This window comes from Paraburkholderia nemoris (genome assembly GCF_905221015.1).
Classification (GTDB): domain Bacteria; phylum Pseudomonadota; class Gammaproteobacteria; order Burkholderiales; family Burkholderiaceae; genus Paraburkholderia; species Paraburkholderia nemoris.
In genome coordinates, this window is the sequence record NZ_CAJNBO010000042.1 from 1 (window position 1) to 23,077 (window position 23,077).

20 protein-coding genes are annotated in these 23,077 nt (G+C 60.7%); 14 read left to right on the top strand and 6 right to left on the bottom strand.

Translation table 11 applies throughout. From position 1 onward, the window contains the following. The 6 genes from KHO33_RS37625 to KHO33_RS37650 all read left to right on the top strand — a co-directional run. On the top strand, window positions 1-340 hold a 340-nt coding region (locus tag KHO33_RS37625), incomplete at its 5' end, for an SDR family oxidoreductase (protein ID WP_200567798.1). A 93-nt stretch (window positions 341-433) separates the two neighbouring features. Continuing rightward, a complete protein-coding gene (locus KHO33_RS37630; protein ID WP_200567797.1) occupies window positions 434-607 on the top strand; it encodes a hypothetical protein in 174 nt (57 codons plus the stop codon). Window positions 608-1,266: 659 nt separating this feature from the next. Beyond that, the gene (locus KHO33_RS37635) at window positions 1,267-1,905 is read left to right on the top strand and encodes a hypothetical protein (protein WP_211629278.1); all 639 of its coding nucleotides are present in this window, start codon (window positions 1,267-1,269) and stop codon (window positions 1,903-1,905) included. A 144-nt stretch (window positions 1,906-2,049) separates the two neighbouring features. Continuing rightward, on the top strand, window positions 2,050-2,343 hold the full coding sequence (locus KHO33_RS37640; protein ID WP_200567795.1) for a hypothetical protein: 294 nt from the start codon (window positions 2,050-2,052) through the stop codon (window positions 2,341-2,343). Then, a complete protein-coding gene (locus tag KHO33_RS37645; RefSeq protein ID WP_200567794.1) occupies window positions 2,340-3,392 on the top strand; it encodes a M35 family metallo-endopeptidase in 1,053 nt (350 codons plus the stop codon). Before KHO33_RS37640 ends, KHO33_RS37645 begins: the two co-directional genes overlap by 4 nt. 333 nt (window positions 3,393-3,725) lie before the next feature. Next, a complete protein-coding gene (locus KHO33_RS37650) occupies window positions 3,726-4,988 on the top strand; it encodes a multidrug effflux MFS transporter (RefSeq protein ID WP_200567793.1) in 1,263 nt (420 codons plus the stop codon). A 105-nt stretch (window positions 4,989-5,093) separates the two neighbouring features. On the opposite strand, the gene tssE is transcribed toward KHO33_RS37650, so the two are convergent. The 6 genes from tssE to tssK form a co-directional block, all read right to left on the bottom strand. After that, entirely contained in the window at window positions 5,094-5,525 is a 432-nt protein-coding gene (gene tssE, locus KHO33_RS37655; protein ID WP_200567792.1) for a type VI secretion system baseplate subunit TssE, read from the bottom strand. Window positions 5,526-5,535: 10 nt separating this feature from the next. Next, a complete protein-coding gene (gene tssH, locus KHO33_RS37660; RefSeq protein ID WP_200567791.1) occupies window positions 5,536-8,262 on the bottom strand; it encodes a type VI secretion system ATPase TssH in 2,727 nt (908 codons plus the stop codon). Between the two features lie 149 nt (window positions 8,263-8,411). Beyond that, window positions 8,412-8,897 carry an Hcp family type VI secretion system effector gene (locus tag KHO33_RS37665; RefSeq protein ID WP_200567790.1) on the bottom strand — a complete coding sequence of 162 codons (486 nt, stop codon included), beginning with the start codon at window positions 8,895-8,897 and terminating at the stop codon, window positions 8,412-8,414. A 105-nt stretch (window positions 8,898-9,002) separates the two neighbouring features. After that, on the bottom strand, window positions 9,003-10,724 hold the full coding sequence (locus KHO33_RS37670) for an OmpA family protein (RefSeq protein WP_200567789.1): 1,722 nt from the start codon (window positions 10,722-10,724) through the stop codon (window positions 9,003-9,005). Beyond that, window positions 10,724-11,389: a DotU family type IV/VI secretion system protein gene (locus KHO33_RS37675; RefSeq protein ID WP_200567788.1), complete on the bottom strand. Its 666-nt coding sequence runs from the start codon at window positions 11,387-11,389 to the stop codon at window positions 10,724-10,726. The genes KHO33_RS37670 and KHO33_RS37675 overlap by 1 nt, the downstream gene beginning before the upstream one ends. Window positions 11,390-11,397: 8 nt before the next feature. Continuing rightward, complete coding sequence (gene tssK / locus KHO33_RS37680) at window positions 11,398-12,747, bottom strand: type VI secretion system baseplate subunit TssK (protein ID WP_200567787.1); 1,350 nt, start codon at window positions 12,745-12,747, stop codon at window positions 11,398-11,400. Window positions 12,748-13,290: 543 nt separating this feature from the next. On the opposite strand from tssK, the gene tssB reads away from it, so the two are divergent. From tssB to KHO33_RS37720, 8 genes are all read left to right on the top strand, one after another. Next, complete coding sequence (gene tssB / locus KHO33_RS37685; protein WP_200567786.1) at window positions 13,291-13,806, top strand: type VI secretion system contractile sheath small subunit; 516 nt, start codon at window positions 13,291-13,293, stop codon at window positions 13,804-13,806. A gap of 61 nt (window positions 13,807-13,867) precedes the next feature. Beyond that, window positions 13,868-15,403 (top strand): type VI secretion system contractile sheath large subunit, encoded by a 1,536-nt coding sequence (gene tssC / locus KHO33_RS37690; RefSeq protein ID WP_200567785.1) that lies wholly within the window; start codon window positions 13,868-13,870, stop codon window positions 15,401-15,403. A gap of 85 nt (window positions 15,404-15,488) precedes the next feature. Next, window positions 15,489-15,971 carry an inner membrane protein YiaA gene (gene yiaA, locus KHO33_RS37695; protein WP_200567784.1) on the top strand — a complete coding sequence of 161 codons (483 nt, stop codon included), beginning with the start codon at window positions 15,489-15,491 and terminating at the stop codon, window positions 15,969-15,971. 195 nt (window positions 15,972-16,166) lie between these two features. Beyond that, window positions 16,167-18,662, top strand: coding sequence for a type VI secretion system Vgr family protein (locus KHO33_RS37700; protein ID WP_236074806.1), 2,496 nt, complete (start codon window positions 16,167-16,169; stop codon window positions 18,660-18,662). A 1-nt stretch (window position 18,663) separates the two neighbouring features. Then, window positions 18,664-20,643 carry a T6SS effector phospholipase Tle3 domain-containing protein gene (locus tag KHO33_RS37705; protein WP_200567782.1) on the top strand — a complete coding sequence of 660 codons (1,980 nt, stop codon included), beginning with the start codon at window positions 18,664-18,666 and terminating at the stop codon, window positions 20,641-20,643. Beyond that, entirely contained in the window at window positions 20,640-21,350 is a 711-nt protein-coding gene (locus KHO33_RS37710; RefSeq protein ID WP_200567781.1) for a T6SS immunity protein Tli3 family protein, read from the top strand. The genes KHO33_RS37705 and KHO33_RS37710 overlap by 4 nt, the downstream gene beginning before the upstream one ends. A gap of 44 nt (window positions 21,351-21,394) precedes the next feature. After that, the gene (locus KHO33_RS37715; protein ID WP_200567780.1) at window positions 21,395-21,652 is read left to right on the top strand and encodes a PAAR domain-containing protein; all 258 of its coding nucleotides are present in this window, start codon (window positions 21,395-21,397) and stop codon (window positions 21,650-21,652) included. 2 nt (window positions 21,653-21,654) lie between these two features. Continuing rightward, complete coding sequence (locus tag KHO33_RS37720) at window positions 21,655-23,043, top strand: hypothetical protein (protein ID WP_200567779.1); 1,389 nt, start codon at window positions 21,655-21,657, stop codon at window positions 23,041-23,043. The last annotated feature ends 34 nt before the right edge of the window (window positions 23,044-23,077 follow it).

Sequence of the window (23,077 nt, forward strand, 5' to 3'; positions counted from 1 at the left end):
CGTCAACATTTCTTCGATCATTGGCTCGAAGGGCGGCTTCGGCCAGACCAACTATGCGGCCGCCAAGGCCGGCATGCACGGCTTCACGAAGTCGCTTGCGCTCGAGGTAGCAAAGAAAGGCGTGACGGTGAACACGGTTTCACCCGGCTACATTGCGACGAAGATGGTAATGGCCGTGCCGCAGGAAATCCGTGAAACGAAGATCGTTCCGCAAATTCCGGTAGGCCGGCTGGGGGAGCCCGAAGAGGTCGCCTCGCTTGTACTGTATCTGTGCTCGCGCGAGGCCGGTTTTGTCACCGGCGCCAACATCGCCGTAAACGGAGGGCAGCACCTACAGTGAGCCTGATTGAGGTTCCCGGCCAGCACTTTCAAGGTCTTTGTCGGGCGAACCTGGTAACCTGGCGGTCTGTTTAATGACCGCGGGCGTGAAACGATGTTCGAAGAGGTGATGGAGCGATTCGAGAAGCAGGCGCCGATCAGCGTGATGGCCCGATTGACGCTCGAGCATGCGATAGCGCCGGAATGGGTGAATGAGGTGTTTGCCGCGAGCCGGCAGCGGCAGTATCCGGGGTGCCAAGCCGGAAACCCAGAATATGCAGTGCACTAGATATTTCGGATTTCCGGCCGGCGTTGTCGGGTAGCAGCAACGCATTGCTGCGCCGCTGCCCCCTGAGAACGTAGCGCGCAAGTTTCCCCGCACTACGCTCAAGCCTTTCTAAGCCCCTTTGCAGGAACCGGCTTCACAACCTCGAACGTCAGTCAATCAAACGTACTGTGGCGGCTGAGCCCATCCTCATCGTCTTCAAGTTGAATTCCTTCTCCGCAGAGCAGAACGCTTCTGGAGATAGGACTCCCACTTGGGATCAAAGGGATTGACTGCTGCCTGGATTTTGCAATGACGCCGTATCGGGGTGTCCGATACGTAGGCCAGCCTGACCCAGCTTAGCCTTGCGGACTCGTCCAGGATGGTTGCCGCGAAGACCCAGTGCCGAGACCCCATGCAATGGAAGTACCGGTGCTTGATCCGTAACCGCGAATTTAGGCACACCGTAACGGGAAGCGTTCGCGATAGATGATCGAGCAAGGCCGCATCGCGGCGATCGGGATCGATCAGCGATGTCCAGGCTTTGGTAAGTGTGAGTTCGATGACGCGCGGGCGAATGGCCCGTGCGTCATCGCATGTCGCTCAGACTCAGACGGTGGATGCCACGGTTTTTTGTTGTTCCGCGTAGTTGAACGGTAGCAGGTCCGTGACGTCGGCGTCCGGTGCGCGCTGCGGCAGCTCCTTCAGGATGTGCAGCAGGTACGGGCGGTGACATCGCCGCGAAAATCGAAACCCTGAAGGAGGTGGCCAAAGCCTATTTCATCCGTCTGTACATGATCGAGAACGGCATGTTGCCGGAGCTGGCCCAGCTCACCACGATGGATGAGGACGGCAAGCCACTCGTTGATGTCTACAGCATGCAGACCGAACACATTGAACAGCTGCAGAAGGCGTTCGGCGAATTCTTCAAGGGCCTGTTGCCGATCACCAACCGGGCGAACGAGAAGTTCAAGACGGTGCAGGACAAGAGCACGACGGAAGCCACCGACAGTTACTCATCGGGTTCGGATACATCGGGCGGTGATGACTGCGGTTTCGGAGGCGGGGGCGGGGAAAACATGGGGCGCGGTGAAATGCCGGACTTTGGCGCCGGTGAGGAGGGACTGGGCGTCACGCAGCCAGGCGAAAGGGGTGAACACGAGCCTGCAGAAACTGGATCGGAGTCCGGAGGGCGTGGCGACGAAGGAGGTGAGGCTACTTCGTCAGAACCGGAGAAAACGACAAGGAAAGGGAAGGGGGGAAATGAGGAGGAAGAAGAACCCAATGAGGGCGACGAAAATTCGGGCTCGTCGATTTATTGACCGACAGAGGAAAGGCAAGGTGCGTCTAATCCAGGCGAACTTATCGCGCTTGTTGTCCTTTCCCTGACGTTTGCCGGTAGCGCGTTCGCACAGGATTACGCTCATCACAGAGCCGATGCACATCGCGCGGCAACTGAGCGCCGCATGCATGAACATGACCAGCGCATGCATCGCGATGCCCGTGATGACCGGACGCACCATGATCAGATGGGCCAACGAGAATCACGACGATCATATGGCGCATTAAAGTTCGCGATTTGCTGCACCTGCCTGTTGGCGGATTATGGGGATGTGTGCCTACTGGCTGGGCCGTGGCGTGTGATATTCTCTCCGATCTCGCTGCGGGTCAGCTCGATGTCGCATGCCACGGTTTTATCCATGGATGTCTTGTTGAGCGCAGAAATTCATCAAGCATCTTTACCGCTGGGGGACGAATGAAGCAGACGGTCGGATACGGAGACGCGACCACAACGGGCGGCCGGGTGATCGGCGCGAGTTCCACGACGTTCGAAAAGTCGAAACGAATGTCAATGGGCGGCGATCTGGCCACCTGCGGCAATTGTCAGGGCACGTTCCCGATCCACGGTACCGTCAATACCTGGACCGAAGGCGGGAAGTCGATGGTCGGACATCTTGACCTGGTGCTGTGCCCCTGCAAACAGAACCGGGTGCTGGCGTCGTCGGCCACCACGATCTACATCATGAACGATGGCCGTAGTTCCGGTGCGGTCGCGACACCAGTCGCGCAGGCAGGCGTGTTGCCTTTCCAGCATGGCGGGCAACCGACGCAGGGCGCCACAGCGAAACCGGCAGTGAACAGCGTGACCGGTGCCTCAACCGAACCGCGGATTTGTCCCGATATGACCGATGAGGCACTTCGGACGCTGATGATGCAGCTTCGGGACAAAGCGGTTGCGCTAATTTACGCCCGGGTGGCGGAACTTGGTTCGTGGACACCCGCTGCGAAAGCGCGCGTGCAAACATGGTTCGGTCGGCACGACGGCAAAATTCGTCAATACCTTCTCGACCGATTGCCGAAACTTGCAGAGTTCATGCAGACCCTGCGTCCACAAGACATCCTCAAATGGACGGCCGCCAAGGGGACCTCGTTGTGCGATCTTTTGATTCCGTTCGTTGACGATGGGTACCGCGTTGCTCAAGTCTGCCCGCCAGATAACACGCGTGTTATCTATATATATCCGCCCTTCTGTACGCTTCACGATGACTCACGGTCCGAGCCGTCCAGACTTTCAACATTGGTTCACGAGTGTACGCACTTCGAAGAGACTTTCGGTGCTGTAGACGTAAAGCAGGATGATACGGGTCCTGCTCTGCTTAGCTACTGGGCACAGCATGCTTCCGGCAATTCCCCGAAGGACCAGCCGATGAGGAATGCGGCGAGTATCGCGTACTACATTGCTCTTGAAGCAGATAAAGATGAATATAAAGCGACGGGCGATGTGCTCGATGAGCTACTCGGTCCCTGATACACCCGATCTTCGATACGCGCAAGTCTTCAGGTACACCCAAATGAGAATGGGGTTGGAAGCTGTTGGCCATTGTCGTTGGCCTGAATCTTTTCGATGACGATTGCTCCGACGCAACGTTGCATCCGATGTGTCAAAAAAACACGGCCAGACCGCATCCAGTCGGGTGTGACGAGACAACAGCGTGTGATGGACTTCGCGGCCGACACTCAGTCCGCGCGCGGCATTGGTCATGAGTGACCTGTGAGCAGTGTGCAGTTCATCGTGAAGCTGAGCATTGCGTTCGAAATCTGAACCCACTGATGCCGCGTCGCCGGAATCCCTTTTCAAGTCATGATCCACGATATCCCCGACCGCTCTGTTACTTTCACCCGCGTTCCGAACTCGCCGCGCTTCCTGCTGTTCCTGATCTGCCTGTTCGCCTCCGCCGGGCAACTCGCGATAGACATCTACGTGCCCGCACTGCCCACCATGGCGCGGTTCTTCGCTACGTCACCGCAGGCGATCCAGATGAGCGTGTCCGGTTACCTGGCAGCCTACGCGTTCGGCCAGCTCGTTTTCGGGCCGGTTTCCGACGCGTACGGCCGCAAGCGCGTGCTGGCGTTCGGGCTAGTGATCTTCACGATCGGCTGCCTGCTGTCGCTCGCCGCGCGGAATCTGGAGACCTTCATTCTCGCCCGCTGCCTGCAGGGTTTCGGCATCGCCGCCACCAACCTGCTCGCGAAGGCGATCATCACCGATTCGTTCTCCGGTCGGGCGCTGATGCACGCGTTCACCTACATGGCAACGGCGTGGGGGCTCGCGCCGATCGTGGCGCCCGTGATCGGCGCCCACCTGCAGACGTGGTTCGGATGGAGGTCATGCCTTGTCTTTCTGCTCGCCTATTCGCTGGTGATGTGGGGGCTGCTGTGGTGCTATCGCGAAACGTTGCCGCGAGCGGTGCGCCTCGCGCCGCGCGCGCTGATCACGAACGCGGGCAAGGTGCTCTCGAGTCCGGTGTTCCAGAGCTGTTTTCTCGCGCAGGGCCTGTGCTACAGCATCCTGCTCGTCTTCAACATCGTCGGGCCGTTCATGGTGCAGAATACGCTGCACAAGCCGCCGACGTATTTCGGCTACCTCGCGCTGGGCATTGGCATGATGTATTTCATCGGCGGCCTGTCGAACTGCGTGCACGGCCCGCGTCTGCCGGGCGTGGAGCAGCGCCTGCGCATCGGTGCGCGCCTGATGGCGGCTGCGTCGATCGCGATGCTGGTGCTGGCGCTGACGGTCGGTCTGCGCGTGTGGACGCTCGCCACGCCCGTGCTTGTGATGGGGCTCTGCGCGGGTGCGATGTATCCGCCCCTGATGGCCAGAGGCAATTCGCTGTTCCCGCATATCGCGGGTCTGACGAGCGCGATCCTGGGGTGTGCACTGCTGCTCGTGTCGTCGGCCATGATGGGGCTCGCCGGCTTCGTATCGGTGCAGGTCCTGACGCCGCTCGCGATCTTCTTCGTGATCCTCTCGTTCACGGTCGTCGCGATGGTGACGAAGCTGCTGCGTCATCTGCCGCGGGTGCAGCCCGACGCCGTCGTGCGCCACCACAGCGAGGCGGCCTGAGCGCGTTAATGCGACCCACCCCCAGACATCGTTGATTGGCAGCCTCGAACAGGACAGGCTGGCAGGCCATCAACCGGATGTTGCGCGGTGGGCAACAACCATCTGTTACCGGTTGTGCTCCGGGTTGATCATCCGCTCGACGCGCATGCGCCCGGGCGGCTCGAAATACGTGCCGAAGCGCACGAGTCCGGCCTTCTTCAGGTGACACGTCATCCAGAAGCTCACCAGCAGGCCGGGGTCCGGCCGCTCGTCGATCTCGACATCGATTGCGCGGATACGCGGCTCGAACTTCAGCAGCGTTGCCTCCATCTGGTTCCTGAGATCGTGAACGGAGGCGGGAAGATTCCGGTACACATCGGTGAGATCAGGTAGCCCGTAGTCGGGCACGTGCTTCAGCGCTCCGGCGCGCGTGTTCAGGATGCGCCGGATATTCGCCTGGACGCTGAGAATCTCGAGCGTCCTGTCGTCGTGAGCTTCGAGCGGCTCGCCGTCGATATGGCCGAGCAGCATCTCGTAGAGGGAGGGACCGGTGGGCATCGCATTGACCTCAGATCGAAGCTTCGGTGGCGGGAGCGTGGCGGTAAAGCGTGACCGTTGCGTCGTGTTCGCCGTCCACCCGATCCACAAAATCGATCGTAAGATTGCCCTCATCCGACATCGATAGCCGTATCCCGGCGGGCGCCGCGCCGTCGGCCATCCGGGCGAGCAGCTCGCGCGATACCGCGGGCAGAATCCGCTGGTTCAGGAAAGCGTCAACGCTGCGCGCACCGGACTCACGGGCGAGACACAGTTGCGCGAGGGCCGCCGTCAGCGCGTCGTCGCTCGTCAGCGCGACGTTGTGCTGCCGGTGCAGCCGTTCGGCCACCTTGCCGATCTTCAGTTTCACGATGGATTCGAGTGCCGCCGCCTCAAGCGGCCGGTAGACGAGCGTCTGGAAGCGGGCAAGCAACGCCGGCTGGAAATGCGCGAGGAGCTGCGGACGGATCGCCTCGAGCAGTTCATCCTGCGAGATGGCCGGATTCTCTGCCGTCGCCTCGTCGATCTGCGCGCTGCCGAGATTCGACGTCATCAGGATCACGCAGTTGCGGAAATCGATCTCGCGGCCCTCGCCGTCGCGCATCGCACCGCGGTCGAACACCTGATAGAAGAGGTCGAGCACGTCGCGGTGCGCCTTTTCCACTTCGTCGAGCAGGACCACGCAGTACGGCCGTTGCCGTACCGCTTCGGTCAGCACGCCGCCCTTGCCGTAGCCCACATAGCCCGGCGGCGATCCCTTCAGTTGCGAGACCGTGTGGGCTTCCTGATACTCCGACATGTTGATGACGGTCAGCGCCGATTCGCCACCGAACAGCAGGTCGGCGAGCGCGAGAGCCGTTTCCGTCTTGCCAACGCCGGATGGGCCGGCGAGCAGGAAAACACCTAGCGGAGCGTGTTCGGTTTTGAGGCCGGCTTTGGCGGTGCGCAGGCTCTCCGCGAGCGCGGCGAGTGCATTGTCCTGCGCGACAACGCGCTGGGCCAGGCCGTGTTCAATCGCAAGCAGGCTGCGCAGTTCGTCTTCAACCAGATTGCCGACAGGCACACCGGTCCATTCGGACACGACACGCGCGATTGCCTGCGCATCAACGTCGGCGAAGATCAGCGGCGTCTTGCCCTGCGCATCCGACAGGCTGCGCTGGGCGGCCTCGAGCGCCGCACCGTCGCTGCCGGCTTCCCGATGGCCGAGCAACCCGTTGACCAGTTCCAGTTCGCGCGTGTAGCGTTGCTGCAATTGCTCACATTCCGCTTTCGCCGCGGCGAGTGCCCCGGTCAGCGTCTCACGCTCACCTGCCAGTCCCGGCACACCAACCTGCTGGTCAGAATCGAGTGTGGCGAGTTCAAGTTCCAGCGCGCTCACCGTTGCGGCTGCACGCTGCAGGTCCGGCGGCGGCGATTCGAGCCCCATGCGCACACGTGCGGCAGCCGTGTCGATCAGATCGACCGCCTTGTCCGGTAGTTGACGCGCCGGGATGTAGCGACGCGACAGCTTCACTGCCGCCGTAATCGCTTCGCCGCGGATATGCACGTTGTGGTGTTTCGCATAACGGCTCGCCAGTCCGCGCAGCATCAGGCACGCCGCATCGTCGTCGGGCTCCTCGACCTTGATGAGCTGGAAGCGCCGCTCGAGCGCGGCGTCGCGTTCGAAGTATTCCTTGTATTCGGCCCAGGTGGTCGCGGCGATGGTGCGCAGCTCACCACGCGCGAGCGCGGGTTTCAGCAGGTTCGCGGCGTCGGCGCCGCCGGCGGCGTTGCCCGCACCGATCAGCGTGTGGGCCTCGTCGATAAAAAGCAGGATCGGCGCGGGTGAGGCCTGCACTTCGTCAATCACGTTCTTCAGCCGCTGTTCGAATTCGCCTTTGACACCCGCGCCCGCCTGAAGCAGACCGAGATCGAGCGTGAGAATACGCACGTCACGAATCACATCCGGCACGCTGCCAACGGCGACGCGCAGGGCGAGTCCCTCGACCAGCGCGGTCTTGCCAACACCTGGCTCGCCAACGAGAATCGGATTGTTCTTGCGGCGCCGCGCGAGCACGTCGACCATCTGCTGGATTTCGCGATCGCGGCCGAAGACCGGGTCGATGTCACCGCGCCGCGCTTTTCCGGTCAGGTCGATGGCGAAGCGGGCGAGGGCGTCACCGTCTGTACCACGGCTGACCCCAGGCGGGGGCGCCTTCCGTTGCGCCGGGCCGTCTGTCGGCGCAACACCGTCGGGCGATACAGGTGCTTCGCTTTCCGCGGCATCCTTTGCGTCCTGCCGTACCCCCTCGACCGAGTACCGGTCCAGTTCACGCAGCAGCCGCTGGATCTGGGTGGAACTCACGGACAGAAGCGGCCAGGCATCGGTCGCGCGCAGCACATGCGGCGCATCGGCAATCGCCTGTAGCAGGTTCGCCGAGCGGATCGGCTGCGCGGAATCACCGGCTGAGGCATAGAGCCAGGCGCTTTCGAGCACAGCCGCGAGTGACCGGGAAAGGGACGGCTTGCCACGCAGCTCGCGAGGCAGACGGTCAATCGCCGTGAGCAGGGCATTCCATACGGCATCGACGTCGATCTCATAGCGGCGCAGGATCGCGGGAATGTCGCCGTCGCCTGCTTCGATCAGCTTCAGCAGCCAGTGCTCGACGGTGATTTCACCGGCGAGGCGCGCATTACAGAGATTCGCGGCCGCCTCGAGCGCGCTTGCGCAATGAGGATTGAGTTTGCGAAGCAGGTGAGTGGTGTCGCGCATCGTCATGGTGGTACCCGATCCTGGGACGCGGCAGAAAGGAGGTCCGCCGGTAACAAAAAACGCCAGTCCACAAGGTGAACTGGCGAAAAGAAGGCCGGTACACAACCGATGCGAGGATCAGTCGGGCCAGTACCGGCTTCCGGAGAGACTGTCTTTTAGGAGCGCTCGTTCCACGTGTCCTTGTGGATGATGTTGCCGTCCTTGTACGACCACGTGACCGTCTCGTAGCGCAGTTCGACTTCTTCGAGGTGGTTGTGCTTCTCGTATGCCGGGTTCTTGATGTCGAGCATCTTCGGCCGCACGGCGACGACTTTCACGTTTTCGAGTTTGGTGTTGAAGTATTCCTTTTCCTTGCCCGCGTCGTCGATCTTGTACCACCTGAGCTCGACCGACTTGAGCGTCTGGCCACTCGTGACCGCCTTGTAGAGGTACGGTGTCGACGCGTCCGTTTCCTTGGTCAGCGTGACCGGCTTGTGCACTCGCGCGCCGGTGAGCTTGCCGGTGTTGGCGTCGGTCGGGATGCTCACGCCATGATCGAACGCGGTGATCTCGATGCTGCCTTCACGCCCCTGGACCGTTACCGAACCCTTGACGTCCGCACCGCCGTCGTCCTTGAACCACGCATATGCCGGAATTGCCATTGCTTCTACTCCTTTTGCAGGTACTGCGACAATCGCCCGGAGCGAGCCCCCGAGCCTGGATTTTCCCGAAGCGCTCGCTCCGGGGGCTAAAATGTTGTGGCGGGTTCAGCCGCCCAAGGCGTCGGGACCACCGGGAACATCTGGCACGAGCGTGATTTCCACACGCCGGTTCCTTGCCCGTCCGTCTGCGTTGTCGTTGCCTGCGATTGGGCGCGTGTCGCCATATCCCTGAATGGCGAACTGCGTGACCGGCAGGCCCGAGACTTCGACGAGCCAGTCGCGCACGGCGCCTGCGCGTGCGACGGACAGTTTCAGATTGCTGTCGGGGCTCCCGGCGTTGTCGGAGTAGCCCGCGACGAGGATCCGCTTGTCCGGGTGTGCCTTGATCATTTCGAGTGCGCCGACCATCGCACGCGTTGATCCGGGCTTGAGCTGGGCGCGTCCGCTGTCGAACAGCGACATGCTGTCGAGCGTCACGACCGCAGGCGGCGCAGGGGGCGGCTGATACGAGGCGATCGCACTGTTGAGCGCGGGGATAAGAGCCGCGCCACGGTACATGCCGAACGAAAGTCGCAATGGCACGCCACTGCGCTGGTATTCCTGCAGCCTGTCGCGATCCGCAACGAGCGTCTTGAGTGCGTCCCGCCGTGCAGCGTCATGCGCGGGCGGAATCATCGAGAACCGGCCCAGATCTGCCCCAACCTGCGCGAGCTGGCTCCGGTTGTTATGCCCGGAGGACCAGAAAGCGACGGCGGCGGCACACGCAGCGATGCACAGCGCATGAGCCAGCGCGCGAAGCCGCGGTGAAATCCAGAGCCGTCTCGGCATGGCTTCGATCAGGGCCTGTGGCAGTGGCCACGGTGCTGGCGATGGGCCGAAGGACGGGAGCACGAGTTGCGTGCGCGCCTGCAATGCTGAAGCCCAGGCACTGCTCGTCTGAACGGCCGGTCCGCAGTCGATCCACCCTGCACCATACAGAGGGAAGGGTGTGGCCGGCTGCAGTCGATCGCGCAACGGACCGACAACCGCGCGCTGGGTCCAGTCGACGAGCGCCGACAGGCCGGCGGCACGCCAGGCAACGGAGCGATCCGTGTCCAAGGCTCGCGCCCTACCTTCGGCGCCCCGTATGACGGATTCGAACCGGCTCGCGTTTGTGATCGGTGTGGCCGACGACACGCCGTACCATGTGGGTGAAGAGCCGGGCTCCCATGAATTCGCAGTCAGTCGCTGATAGACGGCGAGATACCCGGGCAGACGGCTACCCAGCATGCGCGACGCGTCGCTAAGCGCCTGGCGCACGAGGCGCATCTTCTGCGTCAAGGCGTCATCGTCAGGGTAAAGCGCCGGGGCGATGGCCAGGACGATGCCGTCGGGCACGCGGCCATCGCGCCACCGTCGCACGGCAACCGCGAACTGCGGAAGGCTTTGGGGATTGTCCACCCGCAGCCAGATTGCCCCGTCGCCCACGTGCGCGAGCAGGTCATTGTCTGTGCCGCGATTGAAGATTGCATCCAGCCCGTCGCCAGTGACGAGCACGACAGGCATCCGTGAGCGGAGGCTCTCAGGGAGGCTGGTCATGCTTCGGGTCAGCGCCGCAAGCACGACGGTGTCCTGTTCTACTCGATGTCGCATACTGACCGTTCGCAAGGCGATCAGTGCTGCGCCGGGCGTAAGCGCGGCGCCCGCGAGGCACCAGGCGAGTCCGGTCCCGACTGGCACGACGGCCAGAACGAGGAAAATCGCAAGAATGGTCGCCAAAGCAACCAGTGTCCGGTAAGGGTAGCCCGAACGAATGCCGTTGCGAAACGAATCGGGTGCTGCGGGCATTACGATTTCGCCGCGAGCAGGTGCGACACCTGCAGATCAAGTGCCTGTCCGGCGGCGACAAACACAATCACCGCGGCGGCGCACGCAAGCCCAGCCACCGCCCAGGGCGAGAGCCGGTAGAGCCAGTCGAGGCCGCGCGTGCGTGCTGCATCGACGATGAGTCCGTCATCGCCTTTTGGCGCGAACCGTGCGAGAAGGTCGTTTAACGCCTTGACGACCGCCGTGCGCTGGGTCGCGCCTTCACGGGCGTAGCGTCCTTTGAATCCAAGCCCAAGCACCACGGCATAACACTCCAGCAGTTCAACGTTGGGCGGCGCTTCGCGCATCCGCTCGGCCAACCGGTCAAAGACATGTTCGCCGGCGTCGTGCTCGCCGAACCGCTCCACCTGCAGCGGCTGGGCTGCCCACTGCGAACGGATTTCTTCTGGCAGCTGCACGAGGACGGTTTCGTCAAGCAATCCGCATTGTGCATAGACCGCGTCGCGCTTCACGTCGGCAGGGGCGCGACGCGCTTCGAGTGCGCTTTCGAACTCCTCGACCAGTTCAAGGCAGCGCTGCCTCAACTGGGGAACGGCAGCGGTCGTCGCACCCTGCGCGAGCAGGGACACCTCGAGCGCGGTGTTCCGGAACAGGGCGACGAGGGGAAGAGGGGCGAGCGTCGTCATCGAAGGGCTCACGAGGTCAGCACGGCATACAGTTCAAGGGATGCGTCAGCTACCGTGGTGGGCAGATAGATCTGGCAGGCATGGGCCGCAAGCATTCGCGCGTGCGCGGCGTCGGTGGCGTCGAGTGCGAAATACTGGTTCTCGAGGCGCACCGGGATGGCCGCTGGCACGCGCTGTACGACCCTGAGCGGGACACCGGGGAGCGCCGAGTTGACAATGTGCGCGATGTCGTCGGGCGCGCCGATCTTGCAAAGCTTGGGGATCTGTTCGGCGAGATCAAACGCCGGCAGCGCTGCGCTGACCGACAGGTAGTAGTCAGCGCCTTCCAGCAGACGCTCATCCTCGAACTGTCCAGTCCACGTCGTCGGGGTCTTCTTCGTCAGACCGATCGGAACCACCCGCGACGGAATCACCGCATCCAGCAGATCACGGATCAGCGATTCGAGCTTCCCGAAGATTTCATCCTGACGTGCGTGCTCGTAGGGCGGAATCTCGGTGAGCGCCGTGCCGGTCGAGAACGTCATCAATGCCCCGGTCAGGCGGGCGAGCACCATGTACAGTCGCTCGGGAGGCTGATAGGGACGGTTGACAAAAAACCGCAGCTCTGGCCAGTGCGTGTGAAGGCAGTGCATCAGCCAGAAAAGTGACACGTCCGCCACACCGAACTCGGCAACCTGATCGATGCGCTCACTGCGCCTGCCGGCCAGCGCCGTCGCTTTTGCGAGCAGGATGTCAGCGATACGTGCCACGCGATCCTCGTGGCGTGTGTGGCCACTGAGCGTCAGGCACGGCGGCACATACGCGGGATCGACCTCAAAGACGCCCTGTGTACCCCGGATAAGCCTTGCAATCGGGCAAACGACATCATCTGCGTGCGATTCGAAGTCGAAGAGCAGGCGCACCGCATGGCGCTCGACGGCCATCTCCACGTCAAGCGAGCCATTCACATCCGGCACCTGGACGTATTCGCGAAAGTACCGCCGCGGGCGCGCGAGCGTCTCTTCTTCCATCTTGCAGTTGTTTCCTTCCGCGTTGACCAGCGGAAGGGCGGCCAGTACGACGACGCTCTGCACGTCCAGTGCGATGTCGCGGCCCAGGTCACGGGCAGGTGGCAGTGCGTCGGCAATCGACGTGTCGATCGGGGTGCCATCCACGAACCGGAGTTTGAGCCCCTCGAGCTTGAGTCGACCCAGCTCAAGCGCTTTTCTGTCGACGTCGACGCTCAGCACCCCCCAGGGCTCGGCGACCGCGAGGGGCGCGAACTGCTGCTGTGCGAATCCCCACCAGCGATCCTGTTGCTGGAAGTGATGCTGGGCAAGGACGAGGCCCTCCTGCCAGAGCGGTTTGAAGGTCCGCATGGTGTGGTTATTGAGTTTACCTAATAATCGTGAACACGGATTTTAACCACAAGCTGCAGTGATCCGTCTATAGCGACGCGCGACTATTGTGATTTCAAAATCAAAAAGAATTTGTCGTGACGTCAACTGGGACTGGCATTTATAAGTTTTTGACATTCTTGCGGTCTGGTTTTTAACAATTTCTCAAGAAATGTTGTGAAAAATAGGATCTATCTGATTGACATATGGATGCTGGCATGAGAATTACGCGCGACACAGGCTTATCGATTTATGCCAGCACATCTCAACATTTTGAGGAACAGTTAATGTTCGCCATTCCTCGCAATTGATAATGAAGTTTGAGACGAATTTCCATTTGACGAGTGACGGGTTTACCGCGTCTAATGCAGTCCTCACTAAGTATCGGGTAGTGCGCGCGTGATGTGGGTAAACCCAAACCCATGAAGTCATCGAGTGGCGGATCAATGTGGGCGCGACGGGTTTGCGCTGGTTGTTGCTTGATGCACGCCGCGCTCTTGAGTCTCATCTACCGTAGAGGGATGCATGGCAGACAGCTATCAGAAAGAAATTCCCAAAAGCAGAATACAGATCAGTGTCGACCTGCACACGGGTGGCGCACAGAAGCGCATGGAGCTGCCGCTCAAGTTGCTGATCGCGGGCGACTTCAGCGCCGGTAAGTCACGGGGCTCGCTTGCGGAGCGCAAGAAGGTCGACGTCAACAAGTTGAACTTCGACAGTGTGCTCGGAGAATTCAACCCGGAACTGAAAGTTGCCGCGCAGAACACGCTCGCTGATGACGGTTCAGAGTTGCCGGTGTCGCTCAGCTTCAAGGCGATGAAGGACTTCGAGCCTGAGCAGGTGGCACGCCAGATTCCGGAGCTGCAGGCGCTGCTCGCAATGCGCAACCTGTTGCGCGATCTTAAATCGAACCTTTTGGACAACGGCACGTTCCGCCGTGAGTTCGAGAAGATCCTGAAGGATTCGGCGCTTTCCGACCGCCTGCGTGGTGAGCTTGCGCAGATCGCGACTGCGGCGACGCAGCCTGAAGGCCATGCCTAAGCGGAGCAGGCCCAAGGCCGTTTTTACCGCATCCCGGACACACGTAGCGATAGGACATCCCATGGAACGCAACGAATCCCAGCAAGGCAGCGCGATCGAAACGGTCGTGCTTGAGAGCGGCAGCGTCTACGAGTCGTTGTGCAGCAAGATCAACCTGAAACCCGTCAGTGCAGCGCGACCGCTTGAGGCTTTCCAGGATAACGACCTTCTCTCCGAGTCGTCGGCCGACGAGCGGCTCGCGCGGGCGATGAGTGTCTTCATGAATCTCGTGGTTGACGCGAGCAAGCCCGTCGATCGCCTCGACAAGTCGCTGCTCGATTTCCACATCGGCCGGCTCGATGAGCAGATCAGCCGGCAGCTCGACGCGGTCATGCATACGCCCGAGTTCCAGGCGCTCGAGGGGTGCTGGCGGGGCGCGAAGTTCAACATCGACCACACGGACTTCCGTAGGAACGTGCGGATCGAACTTCTCGATCTCTCGAAGGAAGCACTGATGCAGGATTTCGAGGATAGCCCCGAGATCATCCAAAGCGGACTGTACCGGCACACGTACATTGACGAATACGACACGCCGGGCGGCCAGCCGATCAGCGCCCTGATCAGCAACTACGAGTTCACCAATTCACCGCAGGACATCGCGCTGTTGCGTAACATCTCGAAGGTGGCGGCCGCTGCTCACATGCCGTTCATCGGCTCAGTCGGGCCGAAGTTTTTCGGCAAGGAGACGATGGAAGAGGTGGCGGCCATCCAGGACATCGCCAATTACTTCGACCGCGCGGAATTTATCAAGTGGAAGTCGTTCCGCGACACGGACGACGCCCGATACGTGGGCCTGACGATGCCACGTGTACTTGGCCGGCTCCCTTATGGCCCGGACACGACGCCGGTGCGTGGATTTAACTACCAGGAAGACGTCAAGGGTCCGGACCACGACCGCTATCTGTGGGTCAACGCATCGTTCGCGTTCGCCGCGAACATGGTGCGCAGCTTCATGGACAACGGCTGGTGCGTGCAGATCCGTGGGCCGCAGGCCGGTGGCAAGGTCGAGGATCTGCCGCTGCACCTCTATGACCTCGGCACCGGCTATCAGCCGAAAATCCCCACGGAAGTGCTGATCCCCGAGACGCGCGAGTTCGAATTTTCCAACCTCGGCTTCATCCCGCTGTCGTTCTACAAGAATCACGACTTTGCCTGCTTCTTCTCGGCCAACTCGGCGCAAAAGCCGGTGCTGTACGAGACCAAGGAGGCGACAGCCAACAGCCGCATCAATGCGCGCTTGCCGTACATTTTCCTGCTGTCGCGCATCGCGCACTACCTGAAGCTGATCCAGCGCGAGAACATCGGTACGACCAAGGACCGGCGTCTGCTCGAGCTTGAGCTGAATACCTGGATCAAGGGGCTGGTGACGGAGATGAAGGATCCCGGCGACGAGCTGCAGTCGTCGCACCCGCTGCGCGAGGCCAGGGTCATCGTCGAGGACATCGAGGATAACCCGGGCTTTTTCCGCATCAAGCTGTTCGTCGTGCCGCACTTCCAGATCGAGGGTATGGACATCGGTCTGTCGCTGGTGTCGCAGATGCCCAAGGCCAAGAGTTAAAACCAGCCTGCTGGTCCGCGTGCTTCACCTCGGTGAGGTGCGCGGCCAGCGACTGTATTCCCTAACGCCAATACGCGAGAAATGCATGAAATCCAGTCAGCTCTACCACCGTCCGTCGTTCGCATTCGTTTCCGCCTCCTGGACCGCTCTGCTGGTAGGCGTCATTGCCTATGTCGTCGGGCTCTGGAACGCCAGCATGCAACTGAATGAAAAGGGCTACTACTTCGCTGTGCTGGTGTTGGCGCTGTTTGCAGCTGTGTCATTGCAGAAGAGCGTGCGTGACAGGCTCGAAGGCATACCGGTAACGAACATCTACTATGGCCTCGCTTGGTCCGCCCTGATCATCGGCGTCCTGCTTCTTTGCATTGGTCTTTTCAACGCTTCGCTGGCGCTGAGCGAAAAGGGGTTCTACGGCATGTCGTTTGCGCTGAGTGTGTTCAGTGCAATCGCGGTACAAAAGAACACCAGAGATATTGAAGCTGCGAGTGCTGCCGACATCAGGGGCGAGCAGCCGTTCGACTCGCGCGACGGCGGCACGCCGCTCGATGCGATCGATCGCGCGGTCTGACCAGCTCTCTGCCCCATCTGAAATCGCATCGTGTCGATGTGCGATTCGATTGAGCAGCCCCGCATGGTCGCCAGACTCGTACGGAGTGAGGAAAGCGGCTATCTGTAACTGCATTAACTAACGGTTCACTGCTGCGCCTAGCCATGTATAGGGCAGTGCGCAGCGTGACCTTTTGAGGGAGCAGCGAAAGTGGGTGTGAACGAAGCGAATGGCGTCCTCAAGCGGGGCACCCTGCAGCCGTATGATCTCGATGTGCCCGGTACCGCGAGCGCACTGGGCTTTGATGTTCTCGAATTCAGGGGCGTCGAGGAAGCCGGTGCGCCGACTTCCTGCAGAATCACGCTCACGCACGCGCTGGCTGACCTGCCACGTGCGGATTTTCTCACGAAGACCGCGACGTTTTCGATCCGCCCACCAACGCTGGCAGGGGTGCCGTTGCCGGCCGGGCCGGGGCGGCGCTTCCAGGGTGTCATCACCCAGTTTAACCAGCTTTCGAGCAGCCGGGATCAAACGACCTACGAGATCGTTCTGGAATCGCGTCTCGCGCTTCTGCGCAACGTGCGGCGCTGTCGCTTCTTCCTGGGCATGACGGCTCCCCAGATCGTCGAGCAGATCCTGCGGGAACACGGTTTTGGTGGGAGCACGAGCGACTTCGAATTCACGCTCCTGCGCGACTATGAGAAGCGCGCATTAGTTACGCAATGGGGCGAAACGGACCTCGAGTTCATCACGCGCCTCGCCCGGCGCTCAGGAATGTGGTTTGTGATGCGCGAGGGCGAGTATGGAGAGGTGACACATTGTGGTGACGACTTCACGCATTACGAGCGCAATGCGGCGTTTACCGCACCTTACAGGCCGGCCTCGGGGCTGGAAAGCACCGGCGCTGAAGCGGTGGAGTCGTTCGAGACGCGCACGAAGACCATTGCCCAGTCGGTGTCCGTGCGCCACTACAATTATAATGCCGCACCGCGGAAGATTGATGGCGAAGCGAACGTCGTACCCGATGACAAAACGACGTACGGCACGCCGGATGTCTGGGCTGCGGGCCACCTGACGGACGATCAGGCCGAATGGGAAGCGCAGTTGCGCCATCAGGCCCTGCTGTGTGAACAGGTCGTCTACACCGGCACGGGCAATGCACTGTGCGTGGCGCCGGGGCGGGTCTTCCAGTTCACGAACCGGAACTTGCCTGACGCCGAATACGGCCAGCTCATTACGCGCGTCGAACACAGTGGCTCGCGGAAGGTCGCGTACCAGAATACCTACACCGCGATTCCCTCACACCTGATCTACCGTTTGCCGCTGCTCGAAGAGACCTGGCCGAAGGTCCAGGGCACGGTCAGTGGCCGAGTCACGTCGCCGGACCGGTACAAGTTAGGCTATATCAACAGCAAGGGCGAGTATCAGGTTGCGTTTGATCCGGATCGTGATCCACGCATGGCGGGACTGACAAGCTGCTGGATGCGACTCGCGAAACCCTTCGCGGGCGCGAAGAATACCGGCTTCCATTTCCCGCTGATCGACGGAACCGAGGTGCAGATCGCCTTTGAAAACGGCAATCCGGATTTACCTTTTATCGCCCATGTCATGCACGACGAGGTCAACCCGGACCTGATCACGAGCGATGACCGCTGGATGAGCCGCAACGCGATTCATACGCAGTCGAACAATACCGTTCAGCTCGAGGACTTCCCTGGGGAAGAGCATGTAAAGGTTGCCACCGAGCACGGCAAATCTCAGCTCAGCCTTGGACATATCGTGGATCGGGACCGAAAGAAGCGGGGTTCCGGGCTGGAGCTTCGCACCGACCTGAAGGGCAGTGTCCGCGCCGGCGAGGGGCTTTTTCTGTCCGCCGACAAGCAGGAGAAAGCGCTTGGCGAGCAGATCGACATGAAGGCGGCGATTAACCAGATGCAGACCGCCGTCGCGCAGGCGCAAGGTCTTGCCGAAGGAGCGCGCGTAGCCCAGGCGGAGATCGCAGACATCAAGGCTGAGAACCGGTGGCTCAAGGAGAGTGTACAGGATCTGAAGAAGGCCGTCCTGATGCTATCTGCGCCAGCGGGTATTGCGGCCGTTACGCCCGAGCGCATGTCGATTGCCGCCGGCAAGGATGTCAATGTATCGACTGCGGCGGGCTTTAACGTTAGCACCGCGCGTAATGTAGTGATTGCCGCTGGCGAAGTCCTGTCGATGTTCGCAAACAAGATGGGGATCAAGCTGTTTGCAGCTCACGGCAAGGTCCAGATCCAGGCTCAGTCAGATGGCATGGACATCGTGTCGGAACAGGACATGCACCTGACCAGCGCTAGCGGCACGCTCACAGCCAACGCGGCGAATGGGGTGGTGATTGGCGGTGGCGGAAGCGCGTACATCAAGGTCGCAGGCGATAACGTCGAGATCGGTGGTTCGGGAAATCTGATCCTGAAAATCGCTGAGGTGAACAAATCGGGCCCTGGTGCATTATCGCTTCCCCTGCCAAAATTCAACCAGACCGACCTTAGGCACGACGATGTGTTTGTGCTGACCGACCAGCTGACGGGCCGCCCTTTGCTGGATCGGCCGTACCGGATTCAGCTGGCGAGTGGCAAGATTGTCGAGGGTGTAACGAACGCAAAGGGCGAAACATCGATCACACAGGACGATATCGCCCAAGGGATCAAACTGCTTCCGAAAACGGGCAAGGGTGCTTGAGATGAATGACGAAATCCAGACGACGAATACCGGTGACGTCCTGGCCGACGCGGGGGCGCCGCGCTATCAGCACGATTATCCGACGCGCGTGCTGCCGATGCAGACGGACGTCCACGGCAAGCCTTACTTTGATTCATATCTGACGCCAACAAGCTACCCGGTCCGGTCCGAGGCGCCGCTTCCTCCGCACCTGCCAGGCGTGATCATCTTCGTCCATGGCGTCAATTCGGAAGGCGAATGGTACGACGCAGCGGAGGCCGCCCTATGCAGGGGTTTGAACGAACGGTTAAATCGGACCGATCTGAAGGAGAACAGGTATATAGACAAGGATCCGATAACGCAGAAGAAAAAGCCGCGTGAGGTCGATCCTGATTGGAAGGGCCGGTCCCCGGTGATACGGTTCTATTGGGGCTACCGGGCGCCGGGGGGGCAGGAAAAGAATTGGCAGATCGCACTGAAGAACGAGCGCGGAACGGACTTCTGGAACCAGAAGGACTCCGAACAGCCCGGGCCATGGTACTGGGGCGGCGGCCCGTTTGCGAACGGTACGAACAACCTGCAACAGCTATGGAGCAAGGAAGGCACAAAGCGGCATGTGGCCGGCTTTTTTGACGTTCAGCTCTTCAATCCGGAATGGGACCGGGAGCTTCACGACTGCCCCCCGCGAGACTATTGCGCGCATGCGGCGGAACGGCTGGCGTCACTGGTCGATGATATCCGCAGGGAACATCCGGGCGATACCGTGACTATCATGTCGCATAGTCAGGGAACCATGATTGCCCTTGCCGCCACTGCGTTGTGCGAGAAGCGCGCACCTGACGCCGTCGTGGTCATGAATTCGCCCTTTGCGTTCGACGACAAGATCACCGACTACCTCATGTGTGGCAATACGCGTCCGACCGAGGGTGCCCGCGCGCGCACATTCAAGGCGATCGCCCAGCGGATCGGTGAGAACAGGAAAGTCCTCGGTCCAGACGACCTGAAGCATCTGCAGGTCGGAGCCACCGCCGACATGGATTTCTGGAGGCCAGACGTTGCCCTTTCGAATGGCGTATCGGAACGGGATAACCACGGTCGACTGTACGTATATTTCTGTCCGCACGATCGCGTGATGGGATCGAAGCCTCTGCAGAGTATCGGCTGGCAAGGTATCGACGACAAGCTGCTCGCAGAGCTTCGCGATACGGTCAAGCAACGGATGCTCGCTCGGGGGACCGCGTGTGGGGACGAGCCCGGAGTCAAGAATTTCGGCAAGTTGCCGCCGATACCCGACCCGATGAAAAAACCGGAACGGCCTGTTGAGCCACATATCGAACCGCCCAGGACGCCCAATGATTTCTGGAATGGCAACAAGACAGCGTTAGGTGCACCGCTGTGGGTGGTTCCCAACGAGAACCAGACCGTCACCGTTAATGCTGAGCGCGTTCCGAATCCGATTACGGCGGAGGAAATGTCGCAGCCTGTCCAATACCTCGGGGACGGCACCCCCGTTTATTTTGATCGAGCGCCGCAAACCATGCCTCCTTGGGGTGAAATCGACCCGAAAAATGGCGAATATATCGAAGGTGACTTTCCATATTTTGCATCCATCTACCAGCGGCAGTGGTACGAGGAGCGCGCGGACGTTTATGCGCCTACAGGGAAGATCCGTACCCTCGAATCGGATTCGGAACTTCAGGATCGCATTGCTTCGTACCGACCGATGCCAACCAATCACAGCACGTTGCCGCAGCATCAGGAGTTCATGCGGCGTGTGGCGGCATACGACCTGCCGGTCGGATTCTGCGACAGCTACCAATCGCCAGAATTCTGGGGCAAATTGATCCACAAGGCTGACTGGACACACTACGGAGAGGACCCCTATTTCATGTCGGGCGAACTTGCCGTGCCGAAGCAGCCGGCCCGAATCATCGATAGCGAAACCGTTGCGGAGGAGGCCAGCAAGGCTGACGCTGAGCAGCGCAGATGGAGAGGCGCATGAACATCCTTTCTGTTTGCCGGGTTCTGGTCACGGCCCTGATCGCGGGCATTGCGCTCCCAGGCTGCACGACGGATCTGTCAGCCCCGTCCTACCAGAAGGCGGCGGAAGAACCCCATTACGATGGACCGCCGAAAGTCATCTACCGGATCGACGATCACCGTTTCGTCTCGCTGGAAAACTACGACCGATGCTATGGGGACACCTACTACAACAACACGAGACTGGGGATTCGCCATAAATTGGCTCGCGGAGGGGGGATTGTGACGTATCTCGGCCGCCTGATCATTGACGACCCTACCGAGATGAATGTTGTTATTCCGTCGGCACCAGGAGGCGGATGCAGTTCGCGTGGCTGTAACGCCTCGCTGGTGTACTCCACCGATGGGGGAAATACGTTCCATGGCATGTATTACATCGAAGGGAGCCAGGCAGCAAGCAAGGACTCGGAGAGATACACCATTGCCGTGACAAAGGATAAGTTTTATGTGGCGGAAAGGTCGTACAACTCGTTTAACAGGGATCTGTATGTGAAAGAGTATCCGCTCGTCCGCGGGATTGATTTTGATCAGCCGTACCCGCCAGGTGTTCACGGCCGCAACTTTGCTGCTCCTGATACGCCGACCTTTCCGGTAGGGATCAGGACACCGTCCGGTCAGGACCGCTTCATCTGCGACATGTCGGTCTCCGATGGCACGTCAAAAAAATAGCAGGAACACGGACGTGCACCAACCTTTTGATCAAGGATAGCCTCATGAAAAAGCCCGCCTGTCTTGGCGATCCGACCACGCATGGTGGAAGGATCGTCACCGCATCCTCTACCTTTTCGCTCGATGACCGCAAGGCCGCCCTGCTGGGTGACCTCGTTTCATGTCCGCTGCACGGGGACAATGAACTCACGGAGGCGGGCGAAGGCATGACGGACGAAGGAAAGCCAATGATCATGTCCGGCTGTCACTCACGATGCGGATCGATGGTGTTGCCTGGCGAATCGGGCGTCTCGATCGAATGAGCATGCGCTGGCTGATACCTGATGTCACCGAACAAGCCGAACCGCACGCGCCTCCGATCTGGCAATACGGTGTCTTGTACCTGTTGATCCAGCTGGTCGGTGCTGGACTGGTCGTGCTTGCGTGGCCGAAGGGGCAGGCGACGATGACGCCCGCCTTCTGGATTGCCATCATCGTGCTGCCCGCGTTGCTCTGGGGCGCTGCCAGCGGAGCGGTTTACTGGCGTTACGAGGAAGTCCGGAACCAGTGCGCCTGGTGGAATCTGCTCGGAAGGGTTCGAAGCTTTAAATGGCGCAGTTGGGCACATGCGCGGGTCGCCATCGTCAGCAGCGTCGTGTTGACGCCTGAGGAAGGGCTTGCTGAAAGCATATTGGGTCTTGAAGGGGCTGCGCCCACCAATCCAGACAAAACGCTGTCACTGGATCAGTTCGGCACATCGCATGGACGCAACAGGCTGGAGGAAGTCTTTGCCAGTTTGTTGGCACCGCTCAGGAACGATATCGACAAACTCGCCCCATCGAACGACGTCGAGGTTGTGTTACACGTCGGTAGGGAAGACTGCTCACGAGATCTGGTGCGCGTATGGAAGCGTCTGGAATTCCGTGGAGAGCCGGCGGTGAAGTGGCTGGCGGCCGATGTTGAATGGCCATTGGCCGAGCGGTGGTTCTCTGAGCCGGTGCCCTCCTGCCGTATTGTGCTCGCGTGTCAGCTACACCGCGAAGGAGAGAGCGAATTTTCGGAAGTGGCTGTCGGCCTCGTGCTGGGGAACCCGTCAGCATTGGGGGCGCGGCGCTCGGGCATCAAGCCCCAGGCGGTCATATTCAGGCCGATCGTCGCCGAGCCGGATGACATTGCACAATCCCTGTCGACGCTACTGCGGGCCGAACAGGCGCCCGTGAACAAGATCCGGCATGTCTGGATGAGTGATCTCGAAAAGATCACAGGCCGACGCACCGACGCAGCGGTGCGGGAGGCAAAGCTCGACGTCTCCAGTCACGACGTCGACCGTGCGATCGGCAAGCCTGGTCCCGCCAATCCGTGGCTATTGCAAGCCGTCGCGGCAGAGGCGGTTCAGTATGGGGAGGGTGCACAACTGGTCGCCACCGGCTTCAGGAGTGCCGCGACGCTAAACATCGTCGCATCCGGAACTGAGGCGCCCGATGCGCCGCCCCATGGAACGAGCGACGTGGTGTCGATTGGCTGGCTCATCGCGATGACCTCGCTTTTCGTCTTCATCTTTGTGAGCGCGAGGGTCTTCATGCCGTCTGACAGGGACGGGCCGCTCATTACGATGCTGCTTGCACTTTGTCCTCTTTTTGTCGCATTGCAGGTTGCGATCACGCTCTATATGCGCCGCTCCACCGCACGCAGGTTCTGGCAGCAGTTCTCCTGAATGACCTCGCGTCGCAAACCACTTCCCGAACGCT

Bases quoted from the DNA above. Each gene is read 5' to 3' on its own strand.
- tssE (WP_200567792.1), bottom strand. From the start codon at position 5,525: ATGCCCACCGGTCCCTCCCTCTACGAGATGCTGCTCGGCCATATCGAC.
- KHO33_RS37650 (WP_200567793.1), top strand. From the start codon at position 3,726: ATGATCCACGATATCCCCGACCGCTCTGTTACTTTCACCCGCGTTCCG.
- KHO33_RS37670 (WP_200567789.1), bottom strand. From the start codon at position 10,724: ATGCCCGCAGCACCCGATTCGTTTCGCAACGGCATTCGTTCGGGCTAC.
- KHO33_RS37630 (WP_200567797.1), top strand. From the start codon at position 434: ATGTTCGAAGAGGTGATGGAGCGATTCGAGAAGCAGGCGCCGATCAGC.
- tssK (WP_200567787.1), bottom strand. From the start codon at position 12,747: ATGCGGACCTTCAAACCGCTCTGGCAGGAGGGCCTCGTCCTTGCCCAG.
- KHO33_RS37640 (WP_200567795.1), top strand. From the start codon at position 2,050: ATGCATGAACATGACCAGCGCATGCATCGCGATGCCCGTGATGACCGG.
- KHO33_RS37720 (WP_200567779.1), top strand. From the start codon at position 21,655: ATGCGCTGGCTGATACCTGATGTCACCGAACAAGCCGAACCGCACGCG.
- yiaA (WP_200567784.1), top strand. From the start codon at position 15,489: ATGAAATCCAGTCAGCTCTACCACCGTCCGTCGTTCGCATTCGTTTCC.
- tssH (WP_200567791.1), bottom strand. From the start codon at position 8,262: ATGACGATGCGCGACACCACTCACCTGCTTCGCAAACTCAATCCTCAT.
- KHO33_RS37675 (WP_200567788.1), bottom strand. From the start codon at position 11,389: ATGACGACGCTCGCCCCTCTTCCCCTCGTCGCCCTGTTCCGGAACACC.
- KHO33_RS37645 (WP_200567794.1), top strand. From the start codon at position 2,340: ATGAAGCAGACGGTCGGATACGGAGACGCGACCACAACGGGCGGCCGG.
- KHO33_RS37705 (WP_200567782.1), top strand. From the start codon at position 18,664: ATGAATGACGAAATCCAGACGACGAATACCGGTGACGTCCTGGCCGAC.
- KHO33_RS37715 (WP_200567780.1), top strand. From the start codon at position 21,395: ATGAAAAAGCCCGCCTGTCTTGGCGATCCGACCACGCATGGTGGAAGG.
- tssB (WP_200567786.1), top strand. From the start codon at position 13,291: ATGGCAGACAGCTATCAGAAAGAAATTCCCAAAAGCAGAATACAGATC.
- tssC (WP_200567785.1), top strand. From the start codon at position 13,868: ATGGAACGCAACGAATCCCAGCAAGGCAGCGCGATCGAAACGGTCGTG.
- KHO33_RS37710 (WP_200567781.1), top strand. From the start codon at position 20,640: ATGAACATCCTTTCTGTTTGCCGGGTTCTGGTCACGGCCCTGATCGCG.
- KHO33_RS37665 (WP_200567790.1), bottom strand. From the start codon at position 8,897: ATGGCAATTCCGGCATATGCGTGGTTCAAGGACGACGGCGGTGCGGAC.